General features: G+C 54.3%; 17 protein-coding genes and 2 pseudogenes. 1 reads left to right on the top strand and 18 read right to left on the bottom strand.

What is annotated here, in order from left to right; all coding sequences use genetic code 11:
• Window positions 1–191 precede the first annotated feature (191 nt).
• The 17 genes and pseudogenes from tssJ to EPE01S_RS02870 all read right to left on the bottom strand — a co-directional run bounded on the left by tssJ (window position 192) and on the right by EPE01S_RS02870 (window position 21,444).
• The gene (tssJ, locus tag EPE01S_RS02805) at window positions 192–737 is read right to left on the bottom strand and encodes a type VI secretion system lipoprotein TssJ (protein WP_062743036.1); all 546 of its coding nucleotides are present in this window, start codon (window positions 735–737) and stop codon (window positions 192–194) included.
• Complete coding sequence (gene tssG, locus EPE01S_RS02810; RefSeq protein WP_062743037.1) at window positions 715–1,800, bottom strand: type VI secretion system baseplate subunit TssG; 1,086 nt, start codon at window positions 1,798–1,800, stop codon at window positions 715–717. The genes tssJ and tssG overlap by 23 nt, the downstream gene beginning before the upstream one ends.
• Complete coding sequence (gene tssF, locus EPE01S_RS02815) at window positions 1,764–3,518, bottom strand: type VI secretion system baseplate subunit TssF (protein WP_062743038.1); 1,755 nt, start codon at window positions 3,516–3,518, stop codon at window positions 1,764–1,766. The genes tssG and tssF overlap by 37 nt, the downstream gene beginning before the upstream one ends.
• Before the next feature lie 202 nt (window positions 3,519–3,720).
• Window positions 3,721–7,140, bottom strand: coding sequence for an ImcF-related family protein (locus EPE01S_RS02820; protein ID WP_062743039.1), 3,420 nt, complete (start codon window positions 7,138–7,140; stop codon window positions 3,721–3,723).
• Between the two features lie 5 nt (window positions 7,141–7,145).
• On the bottom strand, window positions 7,146–8,576 hold the full coding sequence (locus tag EPE01S_RS02825) for a KPHS_23130 family T6SS system protein (protein ID WP_062743040.1): 1,431 nt from the start codon (window positions 8,574–8,576) through the stop codon (window positions 7,146–7,148).
• On the bottom strand, window positions 8,576–8,839 hold the full coding sequence (locus EPE01S_RS22715; RefSeq protein WP_072277382.1) for a PAAR domain-containing protein: 264 nt from the start codon (window positions 8,837–8,839) through the stop codon (window positions 8,576–8,578). Before EPE01S_RS22715 ends, EPE01S_RS02825 begins: the two co-directional genes overlap by 1 nt.
• Window positions 8,840–8,910: 71 nt before the next feature.
• The gene (locus tag EPE01S_RS02830) at window positions 8,911–10,851 is read right to left on the bottom strand and encodes a T6SS effector phospholipase Tle3 domain-containing protein (protein WP_062743041.1); all 1,941 of its coding nucleotides are present in this window, start codon (window positions 10,849–10,851) and stop codon (window positions 8,911–8,913) included.
• A complete protein-coding gene (locus tag EPE01S_RS02835; protein WP_062743042.1) occupies window positions 10,844–11,890 on the bottom strand; it encodes a T6SS immunity protein Tli3 family protein in 1,047 nt (348 codons plus the stop codon). The genes EPE01S_RS02830 and EPE01S_RS02835 overlap by 8 nt, the downstream gene beginning before the upstream one ends.
• A 1-nt stretch (window position 11,891) precedes the next feature.
• Window positions 11,892–14,387, bottom strand: coding sequence for a type VI secretion system Vgr family protein (locus tag EPE01S_RS02840; RefSeq protein ID WP_062743043.1), 2,496 nt, complete (start codon window positions 14,385–14,387; stop codon window positions 11,892–11,894).
• Window positions 14,388–14,453: 66 nt separating this feature from the next.
• Window positions 14,454–14,554 (bottom strand): annotated as a pseudogene (locus EPE01S_RS24155) (Clp protease N-terminal domain-containing protein); the annotation flags it as partial.
• 178 nt (window positions 14,555–14,732) lie between these two features.
• Window positions 14,733–16,457, bottom strand: a complete 1,725-nt coding sequence (locus tag EPE01S_RS02845) for an OmpA family protein (RefSeq protein ID WP_062743044.1) — start codon at window positions 16,455–16,457, stop codon at window positions 14,733–14,735.
• Complete coding sequence (tssL, locus tag EPE01S_RS02850) at window positions 16,454–17,143, bottom strand: type VI secretion system protein TssL, short form (protein ID WP_062743045.1); 690 nt, start codon at window positions 17,141–17,143, stop codon at window positions 16,454–16,456. Before tssL ends, EPE01S_RS02845 begins: the two co-directional genes overlap by 4 nt.
• On the bottom strand, window positions 17,140–18,480 hold the full coding sequence (gene tssK / locus EPE01S_RS02855; RefSeq protein ID WP_062743046.1) for a type VI secretion system baseplate subunit TssK: 1,341 nt from the start codon (window positions 18,478–18,480) through the stop codon (window positions 17,140–17,142). Before tssK ends, tssL begins: the two co-directional genes overlap by 4 nt.
• A 29-nt stretch (window positions 18,481–18,509) precedes the next feature.
• Window positions 18,510–18,847: pseudogene (locus EPE01S_RS22720) on the bottom strand (type VI secretion system contractile sheath small subunit); the annotation flags it as partial.
• Window positions 18,848–19,653: 806 nt separating this feature from the next.
• Window positions 19,654–19,944, bottom strand: a complete 291-nt coding sequence (locus EPE01S_RS23860) for a DMT family transporter (protein ID WP_240043872.1) — start codon at window positions 19,942–19,944, stop codon at window positions 19,654–19,656.
• Window positions 19,945–19,986: 42 nt separating this feature from the next.
• Window positions 19,987–20,328, bottom strand: a complete 342-nt coding sequence (locus EPE01S_RS23865; RefSeq protein WP_255210127.1) for a DMT family transporter — start codon at window positions 20,326–20,328, stop codon at window positions 19,987–19,989.
• 177 nt (window positions 20,329–20,505) lie between these two features.
• Window positions 20,506–21,444, bottom strand: coding sequence for a pectate lyase family protein (locus tag EPE01S_RS02870; protein ID WP_062743048.1), 939 nt, complete (start codon window positions 21,442–21,444; stop codon window positions 20,506–20,508).
• Between the two features lie 749 nt (window positions 21,445–22,193).
• Between EPE01S_RS02870 and EPE01S_RS02875 the strand changes: the two genes are divergently transcribed.
• Entirely contained in the window at window positions 22,194–24,137 is a 1,944-nt protein-coding gene (locus EPE01S_RS02875) for a methyl-accepting chemotaxis protein (protein ID WP_062743049.1), read from the top strand.
• A gap of 54 nt (window positions 24,138–24,191) precedes the next feature.
• Here the strand turns inward: EPE01S_RS02875 and EPE01S_RS02880 are convergent, their stop codons facing one another.
• Complete coding sequence (locus tag EPE01S_RS02880) at window positions 24,192–25,439, bottom strand: mechanosensitive ion channel family protein (protein ID WP_062743050.1); 1,248 nt, start codon at window positions 25,437–25,439, stop codon at window positions 24,192–24,194.
• Window positions 25,440–25,615: the final 176 nt, after the last annotated feature.

Genomic DNA, 25,615 nt, shown 5'->3' on the forward strand with positions numbered 1-25,615 from the left:
ATAACCAGATAAATCACTCACATCTGACATTCCCGTTAAAGACGCTAAAACACATGAAAACCCTCATCAGCTTAACAATGGCGAGAGTCTGTCATGGCCTGTTGAGGCGCGGACGTGATGCAAACCCAGTCCGCCGCTGTAGTTGCCGTAAAGCATTTCATACCGCGGGGGTGCGTTAGGGGGATGAGGCTTTATTGATCCTTAAGCGGTAACAACAGCAGCTGGTTATCCCTGGCTTCAATCACCCGCGCCTTGTCAGCATCGAGCGCTTCACGGTCAATCGTCAGCTTCCAGCTGTTTTTCAGCGTATCCGGATGACGGAACAGCCCCACAACCGCCACATATTTCGCATCGCTTTCCATGGGCATATCCAGCGACACATCGCCCCCCGGCTTCACCACGACATCGCGAGTGGCCAGTAAATCCGCGCCAGGCGTCGTTTCTCCCTCATGCAACAATTGCTGATAGACGCTTCTGTTAAAGGTTTTAATGTCTTTGAGCTGATAAATTCGTACCACCACCGACTCAGACAAGGAGTGGTTCTCGCGCGCGTCGGTATTGAGGGCCTCGCGTGCGGTGAAATCCAGATGAAGCACCTTAATCTTTTTATAAAACACCGCGCGAAAGGCCGACTGGGTGCCATCGCTGACGCTTTGCGTCAGTCCGCAACCGGTAAGTGCGATGGCCAGCACGGGTAACAGCCAGCGCGTGGATTTAGTCAAGCTTGTACGTAACACGTCGGTTTCCTTGTTGTGGTGTTGCGGGCTGCAGGCCGGTGTAATAGCCCAGTTCCGTTGTAAAGGTCTGCGGGAAATCGTCCGGGAGGTCTTCGTCTTCCGCGCCCAGCACGCCGTTCATCCCAAGCCAGAATGGGCCCTCGCCGAGCGGCGGAGCGGCCAGCAGGCGGGTCCGGGTGGTCAGGGTGATTTTTGCCTTAAAGCGCCAGCCGAGCCAGACCCGCAGCATCACCAGAAAGTCCTGATACAGCAGGCCGTCAGGTTTCCAGCCCTGCGACTCCTGTTCGTTATCGCTGGACAGCGCAACCAGCAGCTGGCTGTTGGCATCCATCGCCTCGTCGCCCAGCGGCGTATTGCCGTCCAGCAGAAAGTCATCATCGCCGCAGAAGCCCAGGGGCTGAGCAATCTCTACAGGCCGCAGGCAGTAAGGACTCACCTGTACTCTGGTATCGGGTGCCAGCAGGCTCACCAGTGCCTGCATCCCCTCCTGGGTTTTGCCCGGCTGGCGCAGTACGCCAAGCAGCGCCAGAAAGCGCGACACCGGCGTGGCGATATGTTCTGCCGTACCGGGAATGCCCAGCCCCACCAGGCCCAGCAGTGACTGCGAGATAGTATCGCTACCGCCCGGCTCAAACGTGGCCGGATACGAGTATTTCCGCCAGATGCGATAGAACTGCGTCAGGATGCGGTGGCTGAAGATATCCAGAAAGTCCTGCAGGGCTTCGTGCCCCTCCCGGCGCCGGGTGATGTCATCAAGATAGGCGGTCGGCAGCGGCGAATCCACGCCGTACATCCCCATAAACGTGGCGCGGATGACCGGTGGTTTACTGTCATCGTCCTCATCGTACTCGACGGCCTTCAGTTCACTGGCCGGAAACCCCATCCCCGGATGCGGGGCAAACCGCACCGGGTCGTCGGCGGGATGACTGGTCGACCCCATCAGTGGCCTGCCCGGATCCCGCTTCTCCAGCAGCTGGCATAAACGGTAAAAGTTAATGCGGTGCAGATCGGCTTCCAGCCGCGGGGTCAGCCGGGGATGCGGCGGTTGTGCTTCTCTTCCCATTCCAGGCGCTCTCCGGTCGGTTGCAGGATGATAATCAGGCGGTTAAACAGATAGATGTCGGTGTACAGCGCGAAGAAGCGACTCAGCATCTCGCCAAACAGACAGATGTCCCCGCGCCCGGCAAAACCGTGACTGTCCAGCGTCACTTCAATCTGCACGCCGCGCACCAGGTAGCCCTGCTCAAAGCGCTCGGTTTCACCGTGCTTCACGTCGATAATGGCTTCCAGGCGTCGGCGGTTCATCTCACTGTCGGTCCACTCGTACAGCGCCAGGGTTCCGCGCAGCACGTCAGCGTTGTCCATCATGGACAGGAATCCGCTGCCGAGGTGGCTCAGCACGCGCCAGTGGAAACGGTCCTGCGCCGGAGGATAACAGGGCAGCGTTGGCGCACACAGGTTACGCACGGCGATACTGGCCGAGGTCGTTTTCATTACCGTATCGAGTACGGTGCTCTGCAGCGCACGGCGTGGCAGCTGGCCGTTGGTACCCGTGAGCGTCAGGGACAGGCTTTCGTCCTGCGGCACCGTGTGGTTGTCAAACGCTTCACCACCGAGGATAAGCCAGGTGTTATGCAGCCCGGACGGGCCGCGACGCACGCGGGTGTGGTAGTAATATTCCGGTGCTTCATGGCGCATCATCCCCCCCTTGTGGCGGAAGCTTGAGAATGGCACGTAGGTATGCTGGCTCGATGACTGCACCGAATCCACCGCGTAAATCTCGGTATGGCCATCCTGCACGCGCATCGGGCGCAGCATGTATTCGGTCTGCAGAGAATTGAGCGTCAGCGGGTCAGATTCCAGCGGGAACAGGTTAATCACCGGCACGCAGTTCAGGCGCAGATGCTTTTCAGTAAAGCTGAAGTCATGCTCCCAGCGCTCTGCCAGCACCACGTCGATGTCGAACCAGGGGAGCTCAGCCGGAAACATCACCGTTTCCAGCCCGCGCAGGCCCGTAAACATAAATTTCTCGCGGAAGGTGAAGTACTCCAGCAGCAGCTGATAACCGCTGAAGCTGCTGTCCCCTTTCGGCCACAGGCCGTCGTCATCGCCCAATCCCAGTGCGGTGAAATACCCGTCCAGCGGTCTTCTGTCCACGTCACCCGGCATCCGCAGCCAGAGGCGGGCCGTGTTCATGGTGAAGGCTTCGTGCATGGCGCAGGCCAGTGGGGCATCGGCGTTGAAATAGAACGGAATCTGACTGAGATCGACACGGCTCCAGTCGGCAAGAGGGCTGCAGCTGATGCGCAGGCTAATGACCGAACGTCCGTCAGGATCGGTCGACAGGCGGGCGTACTCCAGCGACAGCGGCTGAAGGGTTATCTCTTTGGTGGTGGTGTAGCGGCAGCGCGTCCCCTTCTCACCGATCGGCCGCGAGAGCACCTCAAAACCTTTAACAATACGCATATGCTCTTTCATTTCGCGCCAGTCAGGGGTGAACTCCACCACCGACATCGATGGAATGGTGCGCAGGTAATGCGGCAACAACAGGCTGACCAGCCCTTCGGTGAGCTCCGGCAAATCATCGTCAAGCTTCTCGCGCAGCCGCCCCATCATGAAGGCAAAGCCTTCGAACAGGCGCTCCACGAACGGGTCGCGCGCGCCCGCTTTATCGAGATTGAGCATTGCCGCCTGCTCGGGATGAGCGCGGGCAAACTCTTCGCCGGCTTCCAGCAGGTAGCGCATTTCAGCGTCATAATAACGTAAGGTTAAATCATCCATAAGAACCTGAGTAATTGTGTTTTAAAGGTATGCCACGTGTCACTTCCCGCGAAGCACCGAACGGCTTGCCGGGTCGGGCGCAATCAGACCGGACAGCAGCAAATCCATCTCAGGCTGAAGCCGTGAGGTATCGGTTTCGCTGCGTACGGCTTTCATGCACAGCAGCCTGACAGTGATGAGGGTGGGTGATGCAAACTCCCCGTTATTCCATCCCGTCTGTATCACGGTTTGCGGCGTTGGCCATCAGCGCCTGCGCCGCCGCCTCGCTGTCGACGCTGAATATCTGATCCGGCAGCGTGAATCCGCGCAGATCCAGCAGCGCCAGCGGGCCTTTTCCCAGCTGTGAGCGCAGCACCCACTGCAGGGTGCGACCATCCGGGGCGCTAAAGCTCATCATCCACTGGCTGCGGTCAAGCTGCTGGCGCCTGCCCTGATCCAGCCAGCGTATAAAGCCCCAGGTGCCGCTGTAGTCCCCGAACAGGCGTGCGCCTGCGCTGGTTGACGTCCAGGTGAGCAGCGTCCCCGGCTTAAACGTGTCTCCCGGCCAGCGGAAGGACTGCCAGTCGGCCATCTGGTTAAAGTAGTGCAGCTTTTGTCCGTCAATGGTCAGCTGAGTCTCGACCACCTGCGCTACCGGACGCGCCTGCAGTTCAAAGCTGATGCCCTGGCTGCCGTCGGTAAACAGAATGTCCGACAGCTGGCTCAGCTGATTGATGGCCCGCAGAAACGCCGGGTTAAAGCTCAGCCCCTGGCTGTTGACCTTATCCGGCACCCACTGGCTGCCCTCCTTGTGCAGCACCCCGCTGAGTTCCGTGGTCAGGAAGCGTTCAATACGCCCGCTGTCCTTACGGATAAACTCGGCCAGCATCGGCAGGGACGCATCGCTCTTACCCGCAGCAAACGGGAAGCGTCCGTCAAAGGCCGTGTGCCAGTTCGTCGTGACCGAGCGGCTCCATTTGTCATTCAGACTGGCTGCCGATGGCTGAAGCACGGTCTCCCAGGCCTGAGTCAGCGGCTGCACAAACATCGTGTTGCCAAAGCCACTCCACTCTTCGCCAAGGCTTGCCGACATCAGGCTGCCGTACTGCTGGGTATCGGTCAGATCCACGCTTTTGCCCTGGAATACCGTCTGGGCCAGGGTCTGCATCATCGCCTGCGGATCGGAGCCGCCCGCCACCTGCTGCAGGCGCAGGCGCACGCGGGTGATGCGGGTCAGATAGGTCTGCAGGCTCAGAGAGTTATCCGCCGACATGACGTTACGCCCCTTATTTTTGCCCAGAAGCTGCAGCAGGGGGCCAAAGGTTTCATCCAGTGGCCCCTGCGGGCCTGACGCGGACGGGTCAATCGCCGGTCTGTCTTTTCCACCGACCAGGTCTTTAGCCGATTTGATGATGGAGTCCGAAAGGCCTTCGCTCTGCTGGCCGGTCTGCCCCTGCCAGGCGAGAGTATTCAGCAGGGCAATCAGCGGCGACTGGCGGACATCACTCATCAGCGTCAGCTGGTCGGTGACGTCTGCAATATTCTTTGCCGGGTTAAGCCGCAGACTGTTGAGGAAGCTCAGCCAGCTGCCGGCAAAGTCGGTGAAGTAACGCTGCGTCAGACGTGCTTTCAGCGCTTCCGACGACAGGTCTGAGGAGACGGCTTTTCGGCTGTTGCTCAGCACCCAGTCAATTTCGTCCCGGCGGGAGTTCGCCGCTTTTTCGATCGCCTGCTGAATGCCGCCTTCCCAGGCCTGGCGGGTGAACATGCCCGGTACCACAGCCCCGGAGGTAAAAAGACGGCGGGCATCGGTGCCGCCGGTCATGTCTTCCAGAGACACGTCGGCAAAGTTACGACGCACGGATTTGAGCATATTTTCATACAGGGTGCTTTCCGCGTTACGGCGGCCAATCTGCTGCAGCAGCACCTGGCGGCTCTGGCTGACCAGCGAGACATCCGGTGTAATTTTCCACTGCGGCTGGTGCGGCAGCTGTGAGATATAAAACGCCCATAAATCCGGCGCAAGACTTTGCCACAGGCCGGTTGAGATACCCGTGCGCGCTGGCTGCACGCTTTTCATGGTCTGCGCGTAAAACGCGCCGTCGGCCTTATCCGGACGGGCCATCATCAGCCAGGCTTTCAGCTGGTTATAGCCCGGCTTCGCCAGCTGTGCCCGCCGGTCACTGTTGGGTGCAGAGCCTGCCAGCGCGCTGAGCTTCTGCGTCAGGGCCGCACTGGCCGGGTCGCGGATCAGGCGGTTATTCACCACGCCATACCAGGGCAGCACCGCAGCGAGCAGCTGCCGGTTATGATCCAGACCGAAGCGCTGATACCAGGGGGCCCCATCCTGAATACGGTGCTGCAGCCGACCGGCATCATTACGCAGGATGTGCAGGGCCGTGAGCTGACTATCGGAAACAGCGGGATGCTCCACCAGGTTTCGTGCTTTTGCAGCCACAGAAGAAATCTGTCCGTAGTTCAGCGCAAACGACAGCAGCGTTCCCGCCCCCCAGACCCCGATAATGGCCATCAGAGCCCAGGCCAGCGTCTGCTCCCACGCCATACCGACACGGCGGCCTCGTAGCCGGGTGCAGTCGTCAACGATACCCTGCCAGGTGGCGGGCAGGGGCAGCGCATGGCGGTGTGGTTCGGGGATATATTTCTCAGCGTCGGCAGGTGCAGCACCGGCTGTTTCTCCTGCGATAGCGGCGGGTTGATTCTCCGGCAGGCTGAACATCAGGCCTCGCAGCGGAACGCGTTGCTGTGAGACAGACAGCCATGGTACCAGTTGCTGCGTCCAGCGGGCGATCCCGCCATCTTTGAGGTGCTGACCCAGACGCAGCAGGAAGTCGTGGCGGTTGTTCTCTGCGACCTGACTCACCCCCTGCGCCCGCAGGGCCGGCAGCATCAGCTCAAGCTGGCGGGTAATATCACCGGCTGTGGCCCGTAGCGGAAAGCCTGCCCCCACACCCTGCTCCGGGCGCGTCGCCTGTGACCAGGCGCTGCCGCACAGCTGCCACAGCCAGACAGGGGCGGAATAACGCAGCAGCTCGCTGATTTTTTCCAGACCGCGTAAATCGTTGTCGCTGATTTGTGGTGTCAGGTTAAGCGACTCCGGTAATACGCGGACAATTCCGTCCAGTGGACGACCCCGGCGCAGTTTGCGCAGCGCAGTATATTTTTCGCGATCGGGCTCTGCTGCCAGGCTGCCGCCGTAAATCAGCACGGTACGGTTGCCTTCAAGCCACTGACTTTCCTGCAGGCCAGGGATCAGCTGTTCGATGGCGGCTTCGTCGCCGGTGATCAGCAGCAGACGGACCTTGCGGCGCCAGAACAGAGAGTAACGTCTTCTGAGATATTTATTAAGCGCTGAAAAATCATATGGATCCGTCGTTTGCTCTTCATTTTTGTTGATCTCGTCGTCATGCGTGATAGGAGACGGATTTTTTTGTCGGGACAACGTAAAGAAGATAAGGGTGCACAACAGCGCAGTCAGGGCTACAAAGAATGCCACCACGTACCAGAACATATTTTCATCGCCTCCGGATGGTGACTGCGTTGTCTGTGCCAGAGCAAAGAGCACCAGAAGCAGAACGAGCAGGATCAGGAGTCCCACCCCTAGGAGATTTGAGGACTTTTTCATGCCGGTTATTCCTTTCCGGACTGTCGTGCAGCCCTAATAAATAAGGGGCGCTGGAGACGGGCTGTAACACGTCGCAGCAAAAAGGCGATCCCGGGTAATGTTACAACCAGTGACAACAACAAGAGAGTGATCCCCGACCAAGAAAATGCCATTGAAGGGAAATAGCGACTTATCTGGCTGTACAGTCCGATATTAAGCAGCAATGCCATCAGAATAGAGCCCCCGGGAAAGGGGGGCGGGATAACGAAATGATCTTGCCCAACCACGGGAGCGGCATTTCCAAGCGTAACAGCCCATGCATCATGTTCGTCTTCCAGCAACAACCACTGGCAGGCGGGTCCATATTCGGCCATTTCAGCGGCAGCCCCCACCATGGCCCAACTGGCAAGACAGCCATAGCGGGCGCATGCAGTGTCATAATCAATGACGCCACCAGTGCCAATACCGTCATAAAGTGAGATCGAAAGGTCGTTTAGTACTCTGTTCATTGACTGCCGCGGTGCATCTGACAACCCGCTGTACCAGACAAGATGTTTTTTACCTGCAGGAAGGTCAGCCATATCGCGCAACTCACAGAGTTCAGCTGTGAGCGCACTGGTATTCAGCGGCATTGCCCGGAATAACCGTAAGGTACTTTTTTGTTCACCAGGATTCAGCATTGACGGGGGAATCAAAAATAACGCAGTGGCAAATTCCTGCAGAACATCGTCGGGCTGGCGGTAGTGCATCGCTAGAACTAGTATTGCTCTCTTTGAGGACCCGACAAATTTATTCCATTCATCAAAGGATGAGTCTGCGTCCTGAAAATGAATCTCGACTTTCCAGGGGTGGGATCCTGCTGTCCAGATACGATGGAAAGACTGAGATTCACGATCTTTGTCGCTGCCATTGGTCAGAACAATAATCTGGAGCAGGCCAGAAGGATATCGCCGCCGAATCGAAGGTGTTATCTGAGCAATAAGATGACGAAGTAGCTGCTCAAAACGTGAAATGCCGGGCGTGATGGCGGCATCCGGCAACAACGTTAAAGGCGGCGTGTCCGCGCTATCTCCTCCCTGTGTATGTGCAAGGCGAGACAACAAGCCCGTATCGGCAGCGATAAAAACATGGCTAAGAATGACGTGATGTTGGTGCGCACGTAAGCGCCACTTCAGACGTGTGTTACGGCACCATTCATTCCAGTTCCAGACACCAATTGCCAGCGTTTCCCACCAGAAGCTGTAGATAGCAATAGCTGCAAAAATGCCTGCAAATGTCCTAGCCGTCAGTGGTAACCAGTACCCGCTGCTCAACGAAGGTAACCCTGTTGATGGTGATTTCAACACTGCTACAAGCAACCCAATGAAAAGACCCAGGATAATAATCAGCAGACAAACCCACGGCGACCAGACCGGTGCCTGTTCTTTTTCAGTCACCTCCGGCAGAGACCATCCCATCAGCCAACCTCCATATCCTGCATGCTTGCGATAAGGCTCGCCCCGCACTGTGTTTTACAGTTATGCAAAACGATCCCTCGGCCATTTTCTTCATACGCAGAAATATCGCACTCAATAATTTTATTTGTGCCGTGCTCAGGGCAAGATACTGTATCGTTTAAAAGAGCAGCATTCTTCCCTGAAATATCGAAACTGGATGAGGCTGATGTGACTTTACCGCCATGTGTAGTGGCATCTCCTAAAACAACAACGTTTTTCCCCACTTTCCATTCCCTTCTTTATAATTAAATATTTCATTTAACTTTATAAAGCACGCCAAATCAGTAAAATATATTTATGCCTTATTTACAGCTCTGTAAGCAGGAAGATTACTTTGCGCTTTATTAAATTCATCAGTGACCGTATCTCGGCTAATTAAGTCAGGTTCAGGCACTTTGTCGGGCATTCCACTGAAGAGATAAGGATCCTCACCCTGCACCCAGTCCGCTTTTCGTCGTAAATCGGCCATAAATGCCTTATCCCAGGTAGCATCGCAATACCCAATAGGTAAATCATATGCAACCACCTGCGACATGAACTCTGCATGCATTGGCAGAGTGCTATGATCCGTTGGCTGAGAAACATACGTTCGCAGGCGAAGATCTTTTTCTTCAAAAGTTTCTTTACGGGTTATGGGAACCATTCGGGGTTCCGCTTCCGTACCCACGTTTTTAAAGCCAATCACAATATCCTGATTGGGGTATAAATTGATGTAATTGTCATAGGTATTGTCGTTTTTAATTTTTTTATCCGGGTTGACCTCTCCCCAGCCATCTATTTGCCTGGCGTCATGTTCCATTCCCACTCGTGATACATCAAAATCAGCTAATTTTTCCGCATATATAGGTTCAGGGACTTTTTCAGCATTAATAAAAACCGTTTGCCATTCAGGAGGGTCCGGATAGGTGAAACTGCTGCTTTGATACTTGTCACCTTTATCATCCCAGAACGGTTTTCCATCCGGCAATTTTGTGAATGGTGTTTCGGGATTAGGTGCATCGCCACAGGGTGTACTGCGTGCAAGCATGCGCTGAAATAAATTTCCCTGATGTTTTTTCAGTAAAGGATGGGGTTGCCCCTGAGAATCATTGGGTAATCCTTGCCAGCCGATTGAACGTAGCGGGCGTGACCCCATAACACGGTCATGAGGACAAAAGTAGATATATGTGCGCCCATGGTTATCTCGTTCGGCAAGACTGGCGCTATTTTCACCAGTAATAGAAACATCAGGTCGCCAGTTTTTTTTATCTGCTGTCTGACCTACGCAAAGCCCCTCATAGCCGAGTGATGACAGGTGATTTTTTCTGGAAGCAACCTTGTCAACGATCGCAGATAATGTGCTCTGCCGCCCTTCAGGAGAAATACATTCTTCAGCAGGAAGCGAGGCGCCATTGAGATCGTTGTGATCCAGTGCATAAGGGGAATTAAGCACAAACAGTGCATCAGGTGCTTGCCCAGCAATCGCGACCGCAGCCATTGCTACCATCGTTCCCTGACTGTGAGAAATAATGGTAACCGTATCTTTGGGATATTTGTCACGAATACTGTCGACAAGATCCGCAAGACGTTTTGCCGCATGCGAGTAATATTTTCGCGGTGGGGCATTGGTTAAAAGGCGATCTTTGTCTTCATTAAACCACTGAACTTTGAAACCTGCGACTCTCTCTTTAAACCCTTTTTCACTCCATAAAGAGTGCAGATTATTTGTACCGTTTTGGAATGGTCCACCGCCCCAAAAAAATGGCCCTTGCTTCAAAATAATGTCGTGAGGCATCCCATCTCTTTTTAGTTGGTGATAATCAACACCCTGTCTATTCGCCAAAGGAATAATATACTTATCCTCTTCACCTTTAACTGATGAGTATCCCCAATAAAATCGAATAACAGGAGAGTCTCTCTCTTCTTTTCGTGTCAGTGGAATGGTCCGTTCGACTAGCGGTTCATACGCTATTTTTTCATCACTATCGTAACTCTTTGGTTTAATGGCATAACATGAGTCACTAAGTCCTAAACGTTTATTTAATCCGGAACATAAATTATCTTCAGAATTTTTGAACCATTCTCCCGTAGAGTTTACACCATGCACTAAAATAATAATCCCGGGCAAGTGTGGTGGTAGATCACACCCGCCTCTAATCTGGCAGTTTTTATGTGAGGGAAAAGAAGACCATGAAGGATGTCCATTGTCATCAAACTGACACTCAAGCTCCCGAACAGGCTCAATCTTACTAGTCAACTTTAATCACCTCTTTCTTGCCATTATTAGAAACATAGGTAGCATATGTTGCTTTATTACTTACATTACATTGATACTGATCATTAACACTAAAATCCAACAATGAAGGAAATGTGATCTTGTTCTTATAAAAGCTTTTCTCCACATCAGATATGATATCGCTAAGTTCATCGACCATATTATTAACATCGTCATCCGATAGGGCCGGTTTAAGTGCACGAGCATATGAATAAATGTCAAACCGTGAGCTATACAACTCAGCATAAGGAACTTTTTTTCTCAAAAGCTCTTTTTTCACTAAATCACTAATCTTCTTATTCCAAACATCATAATCATTAATTAACGCTCCGGAATCATAGCTATAGTGAACAACCCTTGAAATATCATCGTAAGATCGTCTGTAGTTATCATATAAAGGCTCATCCTTTGACTCATCCCTTAAATAAACCCCATCATTCGCCACTACAACTTTAAGCTGACTAAAACGTGCAGGGGTGCTGTATTCCTTAGCCACAATTTTATATATAAAGGTTTTCCCATAATCCGCTGAAAAGAAGAAAAACACAGGGCAACCTGTTTCTGAACGACCACTGCCACAATATTGTCTGGTAGAAGCGCCTGGAAATGCCAGGTAACCATTGTCTGCGCCATTAATAATGGTCCCCTGATAAGCCGAAATATTATTACCCCGCCGATATGAGAAATCATAAAAATCCGTATCCCATCCCAACTGGGTTTTTATTCCCCGCTGAGAGTCATTGTAATAAACCTGCCCACCCTTATCACAAGCGATGTAGTTCTCCAGTGTCAGGTATCGATTTTTATCTATACGATAAATAATTTGAGATGGGGCATCGGTTTCAAATTTTCGTGACTCTTCTACCTTTTGAGTTCCACTCATCCCACCCAGCCCAACACCAAAACTGGCCCCCATACTGACGCCTGCCAGGAACTGCAAGCCTTTGTAAATGGCGTAAAGCACAATACCTGTAATTACTATAATGGTAATAACTTTTCTGTCTGACTGATTCCATTTCATATTATTGCGCCTTAATCAGAGTAATGAGCATATTGTCAATAACATCAGATGAATTCAGTGACGTTGCTCCCGAAGCATCCGTCACACCTGAAACAACAGAACCATCTGGCATAGTTATTTTGTACGCTTTACCTGGTACAGGTTCTTTTGTTAGCGCATTTCTGATAACAAACTTTTCATCAAACGTAGAGGGCTCAAACGACTTCATCACCCCCTGCAGACTCCCTGAACCCGCTTTCTTAATACCCGAGTTCTTAATGAATAATTTGCCTGGTCCGCCAATCTCAACGTTTCCACCTGTTATTTTGATATAACCACCACCGCATATCATCGTCAGCTCATCCTGTGCCGTAACAACCAGTTTCTTGCCACTCGAAATATGCGTGTCATGCGTGGACCAGGTGGTGATATTCCCGCCCTGTGCCTGAATATCAATATCGTTGTTCGAGCTGAATAGTTTTGCACCCTCACGGCTGTATAGACTGAGTTGTTTACCAGCAGCCAGAGTGAAATCCTTCTGGGCCCCGATATCCAGTTGCTTACCCGCTGTCAGCATCAGATTCTCACTGGCCGATAGCTGCATATCTTCACCACTCACCAGCACCATCCCTTTCGGCGCACTGCCCAAGATGACCTCTTCATGCAGCTGTTCGATTTTCTGCTTGAGGAGTTTTTGCTGACGGCTGACATCGGCAGCCAGTGCTTGGGCTTGTTGTGCACTTGCTGCCAGTGATTCCATCTCCACTAATGCCGCTGACAGCCGCGCAAGTGCTGGCTCCATCGCCAGCACCTGGCCCTGCGCCTTAGCCTGCCCGTCCGCGCTGATAAATATCCCTTTCTGCGCGCGGATGGCTCCCCAACTGTCGGTTCTGAGCTCAAAGCCCTCGCCGCGCTGCTGTTTTTCGCCGTCGACCAGATGGCCGAGATTCAGCTGGCTTTTGCCGCCGTACTCGGTGCTGACCTTGATGTGCTCTTTACCGCGCTCGTCGTCGAGGCGGATTTTGTTGTTGGCGGGCGTGCGCAGCACGTTACGTTTGTAGTTGCGGATGGTGACGTGGTCGCCGTGCGCAGAGTCGTGCAGCACGCCGGCGATGTACGGCCGGTCCGGGTTGCCGTCCTCAAAGCCTATCGCCACCTCGGTGCCCGCCAGCAGCGGCAGGTGCAGGCCGTAGGTATCCCCGGCGTACGGGCGGGACTGGCGCACCCACAGGCTCTCGAACCCCGCATCCCACTTATCCCGGTCAAACAGCATGCTGACGCGGTAGCGGCCGTCTTTATCGATGTGGCCGTAGGTATCGTTCTCGGTGGTACTCGTGACACGGGCAGGCAGGGTGCCAGCCATCACGGGGCGTGACCCAGGTTCAGGACGGAAACTAAAATCAGTGCTGTCCGGGATGCCGTCAAACCTGACGCCGAAGTCCTCGTCACGACGCGCATGACTGTGCATCGCCGTAACGACCACCCCATGAGCAAAGACCTCCGCCACCTCAATGCCGCCGGTGACCCTCAGCACCTGGCCGGGGGCCAGCGTCGGGCAGCTGGTGACGGCCCGCGTCTGCGTCTGTCCGTTCAGGTAGCGCTCATGGCGGATGCGGGCAAAGAACGCCCCCGACTCCGGGGCCGGGTTGCGGTCATAGTGGCTTCCCGGCGTCAGGTAGTTGTCGGCATAGTGATACGCATCGCCGTAAGTGGTCGCATCTCCGCCGGTGGCATCCACCCGGGTGTTCATGTCGTCCGTGGCCTGGCGGTAGTTGTAATCACGGGTGCTGACCTGCTTCTGCACCACGTTATGATGGCTCTCCATCCCCCACACCGAGTCCACACCTTCTGAATGTTGTCCTGACGGCGGCACCGACGGCAGGGTCAGGCCTTTTTCATAACCCTGCTGGCCGTCGTAAAACTCCACCACGTCGATGTTCAGACGCATGTCGGTGGTAAAGCGGAACCAGATGCCGGCCTCACCCAGCAGGCGGGTGATAAAGTGCAGGTCGTCCTCACCGTACTGCATCACCTGCTCGCGGCGCGGGTACTCTTTTGCAAGCGAAAACAGAAAATCCTGACCGCGCATGCTGTGGCGCTCGCGCAGGATTTTCTCGACGATTTGCGGGACCGACATGTCCTGATAAATGGCGTTCTGGTGCGAACGGTCGAGCAGCGCCAGGCGGGGCCGGAGCGTCAGGGCGTAACGGGTCTCATCCCTGGAGGTGCTGAGGCGTTCAAAACCGCTCACCACGCCCTGAAGGGTGCGCACCACCTGCTGCATTTTGATGCCGAAACCCTGGTCAACCGGGGCCTGCAGCGTCAGGGAGGCCGCTTTCATCAGCATCATCTCTTTGCTGATGGCATGGTCACCGCTGGTAAATTCAATCCGGTAGCTGAACGGCGTGCTCAGGGCTTCATCGCCCTCAAAGGCCAGTACGTCGAGGGCTGACTCACACCCTTTTACCGCCAGCAGGTGGTGGCTGTGGCTGAATATGATGGTGGGATTACTGCTCATATGTACACTCCTTGTGTAAGATCAAACGTCAGCCCGATACCCTTTTCCTCGCGTCAGCCCGGCGTGAATTTCCGCATGGGCACGGGTCTGGCAGAGCGAAGCCGCGCCTTCCACCGCACGGGCACAGTAGGGGTCAGACGTCGCAACAGAATGGCTGGATGTCCCATAAATCCTTTTCTTTGTCGGTTCCCGGACACGCTACCGCCCATCGCTGTTTCCTCTTAAGGGGACCAAAGCGCATACGGTCGGGCTGGCTGTTTGAGGGCTTCCTTACTCAACCCGCGCGGGCAGGCGTTGAGCAAAGAACGGGCAGAAGAGACTGCCCGTCAGGACGCTGTCCCTGGACTACTCTCGAAAGTGTTGTGAAACGTCATCATCCTGCACTGATGCTGAAGGTTTGCCCGGGAGCTGGCAGGCATCGGCCTGGGGTAGCAGGCTGATTTCGACACGACGGTTCCGCGCCCGGCCTTCCGGGGTATCATTGGTTGCGACAGGACGGCTTGCACCGTAACCCTGCACCGCAAAACAGCTTTCCGGCACATCGCCGGTATCCCGCATCCAGTTACGCACCGCTTCGGCACGTTTCAGGGACAGCGCCTGGTTCAGTCCCGCATTGCCGGTGTTATCGGTATGACCACTCACCACAATCAGCCAGCCCGGCTTCGCTTTGATACCGACCAGTGAATTCACCAGCATTTTGGTGGATCCCGCTTTCAGCACGAACTTGCCGGAATCGAACAGCGACATGCTGTCGAGCCGCACAATTGTCGGGGCCGGTTTGGCTTTCGGCTGCGGTTCAGACGGCAGTTCAGACGGCGCCGGAGGAGGCACATACGAGCGGATCGCCTCCAGCACCGGCATTCGCAGGCGCTCCCCCCGATACAGACCCAGGCTCATCCGGGCCGGTACGCCATTACGCGCCAGGTCATTAAGCTGTGCCGCATCGTCACGCAGGACGGAAACGGCGTCGGCTTTTGGTGCGAAATCATGCATGGGGATACTGTTGTAGCGGGCAATATCAAAACCCACCCGTTGCAGCAGCTGGCGATTGTTCCAGCCACTGCAGAGCAGCGCGGCAATGGCCGCCAGCGTGAAGATCCCGAGCGCACAACGGCAGGTTCGTCCGCGCGGCGTCAGGCCTTGCCCTTTCGGCAGTAGCGGCAGGATAAAATCCGGGAAGGGGGAAATCACCGTGCTGTCAGTTCCTACCGGCTGCCAGCCCGTCACCTGCTGCATCGCGGTGTGCCGGGAAAGCCACGCCGTCCAGGCTGATGTGGCCAGACTTCCGGCAAGGATCGGTCCCATTCCCCACAGCACGGCAGCAGGGGCGATGATCGGAACATCGGGGTTCTCATCCATAAAGACGGCCTTGACGTGCTGATGGAACCAGCTCATCAGGCTGTTCATCAGCACCTGCTGCTGCATCGCAGGCGTCCCGCCGGTAGTGACCCATGCAGCAATTGAGCCCGGCGCTGAACACGCCCGCCAGACCCTTACCCCTTCCTCCGGAATAGCGGCCTGCCACAGCATGTCATTTGTCATCGCACTGCCGATCTGACCATTCAGAATCAGCGGCACAGAATGACCGGTTTCTTTACGCAGCTGGCTGATTTGCCAGCGCAGGGCCAGCAGGCGACTGGTAAGGCGATCGCTGTCAGCGTGTTTCTGCGGGCAGACACTGACCATCACCGACAGCTGGCGTCCCCAGTCTGGGCGCAGCCACAGTACCTGGCGGGCGACCTGCTCCGGATCCTGATGATCTTCCACGCGGATCCAGCACCCCTGCGTGACAGTGAGCACCGGTGACTGCTGCATACATGCCAGCGGCAGATCGCCGCAGACCAGCACCACGGGCTGCCGGTAAGTGGCGTCCGGAAGGTCATCCAGACGCAGGCTGACATCGTGATCCGCACGACGACGGGCGACAGCCCAGAACGCCATGATAAGCCCCAGCATTGCCAGCAGAAGGAGCACAGAAACCAGTCGGGTGACCGGCAGGAAACCCAGGCAGACCACTGCACTCAGCAGGGCAGCCCACAGCGCAAGCCCGCGCTGTTGTGCAGGACTCATTTCATGGCTCCCGGCAACAGGGTCAGCAGTGTCTGATCCAGCCAGCGATCCAGCCCCCACCAGAGTGCAGCCACCACCAATACGCTCAGGCCAATACGCACGGGCAATGACGCCAGCCAGACGCCCATTCCCCGGCCGGCAGGACTTTCCGCCAGTACCGGATGAGTGTGTGGATAGCTGAACGGCGTAACCTGTTCACTGAGGGCGTTGACGAGTTTCTGGCGCTCCGGGTCGTTCAGAGAGCGGAAGTTGCCGAGGAACCCCAGCATCATAACCCGCTGGAAGCAGGTCACGACGGCGTGGTCAGGCACCGGTTCGCGCAGCACATCGCGCATCCGATCGCACAGCGTGTCACCGGCGTCCATGGTGCCGAGGAAGTGTCCCTGCAGGGGAATGTCATACCACTGCACACAGGCGTCATCCTCTACGCCCCGACCTTTGACCGCCTCATCAAGCAGCGCACACTGCGCGGTGAGAATATGCTGACAGCTGGCTTCATCGAGTTCGCTCGCTTTCAGCTCACGCTGCACGCGCTCCACATCAGCGATGCAGCGCTCCCACAGCATCCGGCCTTCACCGTCCTGAAACTGCGGGCCGTGGCGCAGGCTGATAACCTGAAGCCAGGTGTCCTGAAGCAGGGAATCAATATCAATGGATGCGGCAGCGCCGCATTTACGCTCACTCATGTTCTTAATACCGCAAAGAGTTCAAGTTCAGGCTCGCCCAGCATTCCCGGAACATAAAACATACAGGTCCCGCCCTGGAGCATTTCAATGGCCAGTGGATGAGAGACATCAAGGCTGAAATACTGGTTTTCCAGACGCAGTGGAATGGCAGCCGGCACATGACGCAGCGGCACCAGAGGCACCCCCACCCGCGATGAATTAACGATACTCCTGACATGATCGGGGCTACCCGCCTTGCACTGGCGCGGGAACTGTTCCTGCAGTTGTGCCACCGGCATTGGTGAACGCACGGAGAGATAGTAATCAGCGCCTTCGCGCAGGCGTGGGTCATGCAGACGAGCCTGCCAGAAGTGAAGCCGGGCATCATGCTCAAGCTCAATCGCCACCACCCGCGACGGCAGGCTGGCTTCCAGCAGGTCGCCCAGTAAATCGAACAACGGCGGGAAGACGTCATTCAGCTGCTCGTGCTGCCAGACCGGTATCGCGCTCACCTGATGCGCCAGCGAGAAGGTCAGCAGGCTGCCTGCGAGTCTTGCCAGTTCAGGGTAAAGACGCTCAGGCGGGCTTTGCGGATGGCGCTGAAACTGCCCCAGTACAGGCTCTGCGCTGTTCAGGGCATTGAGCAGCCAGAACAGGGAGACGTCAGCCACGGCAAAATCGGCCATACGCTCATTGCTTTCACGGCGCATCGCCATCAGACGGCTCAGCCGAGCGCGCAACTGGGTCATCAGTTGCTCCAGTTGGGTCGTCAGCCAGCGGCTGCCCTGGAGGGTCAGGAGCGGGGGGAGAAACGTCTCATCACATTGCCAGGAACCCTGCGAATCCTGCTGTAGTCGGGCGACCGGACAGCACAGGTAATCACTGTTGCTCTGATGAGCAAACCGCAGCGTCAGCTCTGGCTGCATCACCGCGATCTGGCGGGTATCGTCGCCGAAAGTATTGCGGACATCACGCCAGCGCTGGCGATAGCGAACAGGCCGCTCGGCCACCTCATCGGGTTTCAGGCAGTTGCCACCATTCGCCCGCAGCAGTGGAAGCGCCAGAAGGACCACCACCTCATGCGTAATGCTTTCAAGTGACAGCACCGGTGGCAGAGTATCTGTATTGTCTGTATCAATCAGCGTCCCGTCCTGAAAACGGATGTGCAGATGACGGGCCTGCAGACGGCCCAGCTTTAGTGTTTCCGGTTCGAAAGCGACATTGATCACGCCCCAGGGCTGTAATAACCCCATCCGGGCGATACCTTCAGCAGACCAGGCTCCATACGCGACCTGCTGCTGGAAATGCTGGGGAGCGATCATCACGCCCCTGCCCCATAACGGTTGTTCCGTTTTCATCGGCTTCCTGCCTTATGTTACGAGCATGGCCTTCCGCTGGGGAGTCGCCGGGAGACTTGCTCTGGAGAAAAATCTTTCTTGTTCTGGAATATCAAACTGATGTTTTCTTCACTACCGTTACCGGTAAGCGTGTTTTTAACGGTCAGATTTTCTTTTGGGAATATTCGGAAAGCACAGGATCAAAGTTATTTTTATTCCTATTCACCTTTTGCACTCAGATAATGGTGCAGTTCCCTGGCCATGACTGAAATCTCCCGCCACCAGTAATTTCAGGGTGAGTTCAGTCTTCTTGCTTGCCCCCCGTATGCACATCGCGTTTTAGATTAACACCGGCCATTGGCACTTCATTCTGGAAACTATCAGCCATCTCACCCGCCTCAATGTATCGCTATGGATACTTTTTAGACTCAGGGTGTTCACATGCGATAATAGAATAATGATCGACATAAAATCAAATTTACCGAGCTCTCACCAGAAACAAGAAAATTCTTAAGAATTTTACACTAAACGTTAATCATCACCCCCTAACACACCAGCGAATTAAACTATTGGCAATACAACAAACAAACATTTATATCGGGATAGTTAAAGAACACGGGAACATGTTAATAAATCGATTTTGAATTGATGAAAATCAATATTTGGCCACTAAAAGAAACACTTTTATGTCGAAGTTATGGCTGTAGGGTGAACGGTAATATGAGAAGGGATGCAGGCGTCGATGCCGACGCTTAAGGAGAAAGGCCCCTCAACGTCAGGGGCCCTGTAAATCAGCTCGCGGCGGCTATTGCGTGTGTCAAAGCATTAAGACGTTCGCCGATGCCTCTCTCTTTCAGCAACGGAAAGTGGTCAGCCTGTAACGTGACAGATTGTCGAAATGGCTCGCGGTCATATTCTTGCCTTTTTCAGGCAGAGTTATCCATAAGGTAGTTTTTAGCTTACCCTGCCTGAGGCTTCGCAGCCGTCCTGTTAATTAATAAAAAAGGTTATCGGTGTGCTTTTACTTTAAAGCCTTTTTCAGTCGCGGTTGCTTGTGTTTTTCTTGCAGCGGAACTTTTGAAAGCCAGATGCCTGATACAATAATCACGACGGAGAGGAGCTGAATCCATAACATAGCATCAGGGTGACTCAGATTGTCTGTAATCACCCCCGAGATCATTTGCCCGCTGATGATCAACATCGCCGCTGAGTGGATCCCAGTCGCGGTAAAATATAGCTATTAACTGCGACAAATAGCGCACCCATGGCACCACCACTATACGCATACCAGGGTGCATTAAAATGGAATGATGTCATATCATCGCGCTGAACAAACAAAATTAAACTCAGAAAAATAAAGCCGACAATATGATTCCATAAGGAAGCATAAAAGGCATTACGCTCCATGCTCAGGCGACCATTCAGTGAGCGACTCAGGCTGATGCAAACACCATTCAGTAAGGAATTAATAATATAGGTTATCATGAGATTACCTGTATTTTATAAGTCGTGCACTGCCGCATAGAATTAATGCGACTGAACAAAAATCCAGCAGAGTAAAGCGGCATTTAATGACGCCAACCATCCCCTGAGATCGGCTATCAAACCGAAAACGATCTGCCCTGTCAGCATCAGTCCCAGCGTGCCGGCCAACTCCAGCGGACTGTTTACGGCGATCGCGGCCAGCAGAATCGTAAGCGCGCCGGGGATCCTCCCAGATAACTCCATTTTGGCGGTGTTCCGGCTCCAGGCACCGCTTTCAAAGGACGGAGAGTGCGAAATCCTAGCATCAGCAGCGCCCAGGCGATGACTGCCCCGGTTCCATGAGCAAACCATGAGGCCTTCAGCGGCGAATTGATTTTCACACACTGATGTTGCCTGCCCTGATGCTCTGAAGAGGGAGATCGCGGTATTCTCAAAAGTCGTCCGCCGCCCTTCACCGAGCCAGTAGCCCTGATAATTGAGACATCCTCTCCCGCTCTCACGTCACTGACTCTCGCATTAACAGACAGAAAAGCCCGCTTGCGCGGGCCCGGGTAAAGGTATTCAGCCGCCAAACACCAGCGTTGTTGACTTCGCTCCGGCATTAGCCGCCGCGAAGGTTTTCGCCTCACTGGCAGACTTCGCGCTGTAAGCGTAGTTGGACGACGCCGTCCACTGCGCTTTGGGTGACTTCTGGTTGGTAATAGCGGGTATGCTGCCCGTATCTGTAAAGGTGCCTGTCCCTTTATCATCCAGCATCCCTTTGTTCGCACTCCCCTCACCGAAATAGTTATTCTCCGAGAGGATATTGGCATTTTGCGCCAGGGTGAAGCCCAGCTGAAACTTGTTAATGTAGTTACTGTAAACGTGGAAATAGCCATAGCGCATCAGGCCGGGAGCCCGAACCTGCATATTTTCGAAGTAACTGTGGCAGATGGTCAGATGTGGGAAGCCGTTATAGGCCGCGTTGTTATCATCTGCAGGATGGCCAAGGATCAGGCCATATTTATGGTTGCCAAAGTAGCAGTGACTGATGGTTACGTAGTCGGCTTTATCTCCGACATACACCAGCTTATCCAGGCTGCCGTCGCCGTCGGACCAGCTATGGCCGACAAACGAGCAGTGATCGATCCAGTATTTACTGCCGTAATTAAGGTAAAGCTGGATATCATCATTGTCTTTGATATTCACCGAGTGCTGGAAAATCAGGTTCTGTAAAATAATGTTCTGCGACGCAGTCGTGGCCCGGAAATGGATGTTGTTCAGCGTCCGGTTCTGGAAGGAACCCACGATGGTTTTATTCGCCCCCAGGCTGACTTTTGTCAGCGTGGCAGCGGTGATATTACTGTTAATCACCAGCACGCGCGCCGTGCTGTCGCCCGCATACTGGATAAGCTGGGCCAGAGAGTTAATTTCCACTACGGACCCGTTCCAGCCGCCCGTCACATTGGCCGCTTTGGCAAAACCGACGAGACCATTCAGCTTACTTGTTGGATATGTCATAAAAAGCCCTTATACGCATTGCGTTATGGTGTAAACACCGTGATACGACATCCTGTCGACAGAGCCTTCCGCTATCAGTCTGTATGACTAATAACATCGGCTAACCCGCCAGTGACCGGGTATGGGCTAGTTATACGTCATCGAAAAACCCCCCGGCCAGTCAGTCCATTCCGCTGGTCGACTGGCAAACATAATGGCGTTTTTGACACGGGCTTTGTAAAGGCAGGCTGGTTAAATGTAACAGGATATATTACCCCATCAGCAATCCTTCTTATTTAAGAAGGGCCGATGGCAGTCGAAGGTTATGTTCACTTCATGAAGTTCCTTTCGGGGAGAAATAAGACAAATGTCTCAAAAACACCCTTTATCGGCATCTTTAATTCAAACTTTAGTTTGTTTTTTCAATGTTAAAAATAATACATAATTTAACTTTTAACTGTCGAAAGCCCTGAAGAAACACTCAAATAAAAACCTTAAATAACAACAATTTAAAATAAACAGCATGTTGTGCTTCTATTAATAAATATCATCTATTTTGATCGTAGACAATCATCCATCTGAAACTATAATTCAACGCACTATCAAGAAGCTTTACTTATAGGCCGATAGTGAAACTCATTCGCAGAAATGAGTTATATAACTGACACATGGAAACAATGATTTTTTTAGTTGTAAAACCCCAAGATAACTTTAATTCCATCACCCGTGGTTTGACTGAAAATCATATTGAACATAAGTGAAATTTAAAAATGAAAAGACTCCTTAACAACATTAACTTGCCTGCTAAATTTCTGCTTCTTGCACTTTTTGCATTGATGTTATTTGCTGTTCCTTCCTGGCTATTTATTCATGAAGGGAATCAGCAGATCAACGTGAAGGAATTAGAGTTACAGGGTATTCCCGTTGAAAAGGAGATGCTGAGCCTGCTTAATCTGATGCAGCGCCACCGGGCAGAAGCGGCCATTGCTATCGCGACCAATGATCCCGCCACGCCGAATCGTCTGGCACTGAAAGCCCGGATTGACCAGCTCAATGCCGCCCTTCTCACCACACTAAGTGCCACCAGTCATAATGATGCGCTGCTGCAACGTTTCAACGCGCTGACCGCCGAGTGGGAGCAGCTGCAGCGCGATATTGACAGCCGCAATCTGACGCTGGCTACCAGCCTGAATCGTCACGCAGAGGTGATCCGCTCGGCGCTGGATCTGAATGTTGACGTGCTCGATTTTTACAGCCTGTCGCTGGATGCCGATTTAAATACCTATCAGTTCATTATCAGCTCCTTCAGCCGCCTGCCTGACTTAACGGAAACGCTGGGTCAGATCCGTGCCCGTGGTACGTCGCTTCTGGCAAAAAAAGACGGGATCGAGGACAGCGATTACGCTCGTATGGAGTTTCAGATCCGCAACGGGCGAAATGCCCTGCGGTTGTATAATGCGAATCTGATGAAGTCATTAGAGACAGATGAAGAGGTCCGCGCGAAATTCGGTGGTAAAGGGGAAGCGGCGCTGAAGCAGGCCAGCGAAGCCTTAAAAATTGCTGAAGATGTATTTGTAAACCGGACCAAAACCGATCTCAAGCCAGCGGAGTTTGTCGCCCTCTTCACCCAGGCAATCAATCAGTACAACACCTTTGGTCTTGAAGCGAGTGACGAAATCAGCCGGATGTTGTCAGAGCAAATCCGCACGCATCGCCTCGCGCAGGTCGAGTTACTCGGCGTACTGGCCGTGCTGGCTCTGTTTGTGGTGATCCTCGGCGTGTATATCATCCGCTCCATCACCGGCCCCGTCAGCGATGCCGCGAAGGTTGCCCGGGATGTGGCCTCCGGCGATTTAACCTCCCGCCTGGCCGTCACGGGCAACAACGAAATGGCCGGACTGATTGGATCGCTGATGCAGATGCGTGAGCGCCTTTCACTGCTGGTGGCAGACATTAAAGACAACGCCACGACGATTGCCACTTCTTCGGAAGAGATTGCCCAGGGTAATGGCGACCTGTCTGCGCGGACGGAAGAGCAGGCGGCTTCGCTGGCACAGACCGCCGCCAGCATGGAGGAACTCTCTTCCATCATTCTGCAAAATGCGGATAACACACGCTATGCCGCCGGTATGGCAAGCTCCGCTACAGATGCCGCTCTGCTGGGGGGGGAAGCGATGGAGTCTGTCCTGCAGTCGATGCAGAAAATCAGCGCCAGCGCCGGGCAGATTGAAGAGATCATCAGCGTTATTGACAGCATCGCCTTCCAGACCAATATCCTGGCGCTGAATGCTGCCGTTGAGGCGGCCAGAGCCGGAGAACACGGCAAAGGATTCGCCGTTGTAGCCGCCGAGGTCAGAGCGCTGGCCCAGCGTTCCGCAACCGCGGCTAAAGAGATTAAGCAGTTAATCGGGGTGTCGGTGGATAATGCCCGTCAGGGGATCGCCATGGCGCAGGATGCAGGGGATAAAGTGAAGCAAAGCGTAGGGGCCATTGAGCAGACCGCGCAGCTGGTGAACGAAATCTCCGCCTCGTCTCAGGAACAGAGCGCGGGTATTTCGCAAATCAACATTGCGGTCAACCAGATGGACCAGGTGACCCAGCAGAATGCAGTGCTGGTAGAGCAGTCCGCCTCGTCAGCGGATGAACTGGCCGCGCGAGCCATTCAGCTGCGGGAGCTGGTTGCCGTATTCCGCACCGCGCAGGCCACCCATTAAACCGACTGACCGTGAATAAACCATCCGGTGTCGCCGCAGGGCGCACCGGTTTTTTTATTCAGAGCTCACCGTTCCGGCAATCGCCCGCACGTCACTGCCGGTCGGTGCCTGATGAATACGCAGACCGAACTCGCCGATTACCGCAAAGATGTGGTCAAAAATATCCGCCTGAATGCTCTCATATTCCAGCCAGACCACCGTATTGGTAAAACAATAGATCTCTACCGGTAAGCCTTCGGGGCCCGGCGCAAGCTGACGCACCATCAGCGTCATATCCTGGCGAATCGACGGATGCTGGCGCAGATACTCGGTCAGATAGGCGCGGAAAGTGCCGACGTTGGTCATTCTGCGCTGATTGAGCACTGACGCCTCCGCCCCCTCTTTCCCGTTCCAGCTGGCAATCTCTTCCTGACGTGACGCCATATAGGGCTTCAGCAGCCGCGCCTGCATCAGGTTATTCACCTCATCCGTCGAGAGAAAACGAATGCTGGTGCTGTCGATGTTAATGCAGCGCTTAATGCGACGCCCACCGGAGGCCGACATGCCGCTCCAGTTTTTAAACGCATCCGACACCAGGGCGTAGGTCGGAATGGTGGTAATGGTGTTATCCCAGTTGCGCACCTTAACCGTGGTCAGGCCGATATCGGTCACCGCGCCGTCGGCACCGTATTTAGGCATCTCCAGCCAGTCCCCGAGCTTCAGCATACTGTTGGCTGAGAGCTGGATGCCGGCCACCAGCCCTAAGATCGGGTCTTTAAACACCAGCATCAGCACGGCAGCCATGGCCCCCAGCCCGCTAATCAGGATCGCCGGTGATTTACCAATCAGCAGGGAGATCATCATGATGCCAATCACGATGGCACTCAGCAGCTTCACGCCCTGGAAGATCCCTTTCAGCGGGAACTGTGCGGCAAAGGCAAAGCGGTGGGACAGGCCAGAAATCACATCCAGCAGCGAGAAGAATGACATCAGGGCATAGAGCATGACCCACAGCTGCGCGCAGGTGGTGACGATCAGTAGTGCATCACTGTCTTTTTGCAGCCACAGCAGCGCCTGAATATTAACGATCATCCCCTGCACGGTGAAGGCGAGGCGGTGGAAAAGCTTGTTGCCGGTAATGATGTGCAGCCACAGATGGCTGCTGCTGTTGGCCCGCCGTTCAAAAGCGCGCAGGACGATGCGGTGCAGAATAAAGTGAACGATTAATGCTGTGAGAAAGATAATGCCAAAAATGATAATCAGCGAGGTGGTGTGATCAGGATTTATTCCATATTGCTTCAGAATCGCGGTCAACTGCGGCATAAAGCCTCCTTTTTAAAGCGAGGCGCGATCATGCCCTGTGGCGAAGGCAGGTTCAAGCCTTACTGGTAACAGTCTCTTGCCGATGTGTCCCGAAGGCGATATGTCCAGGCGCCTAATCGCCGCGAAAAACAGCGATATTCAACGGATTGATTCCGCGCGCAGGCGGGTAATCTGGC

Origin of the sequence: Erwinia persicina NBRC 102418 (genome assembly GCF_001571305.1) — a bacterium.
Taxonomy (GTDB): domain Bacteria; phylum Pseudomonadota; class Gammaproteobacteria; order Enterobacterales; family Enterobacteriaceae; genus Erwinia; species Erwinia persicina.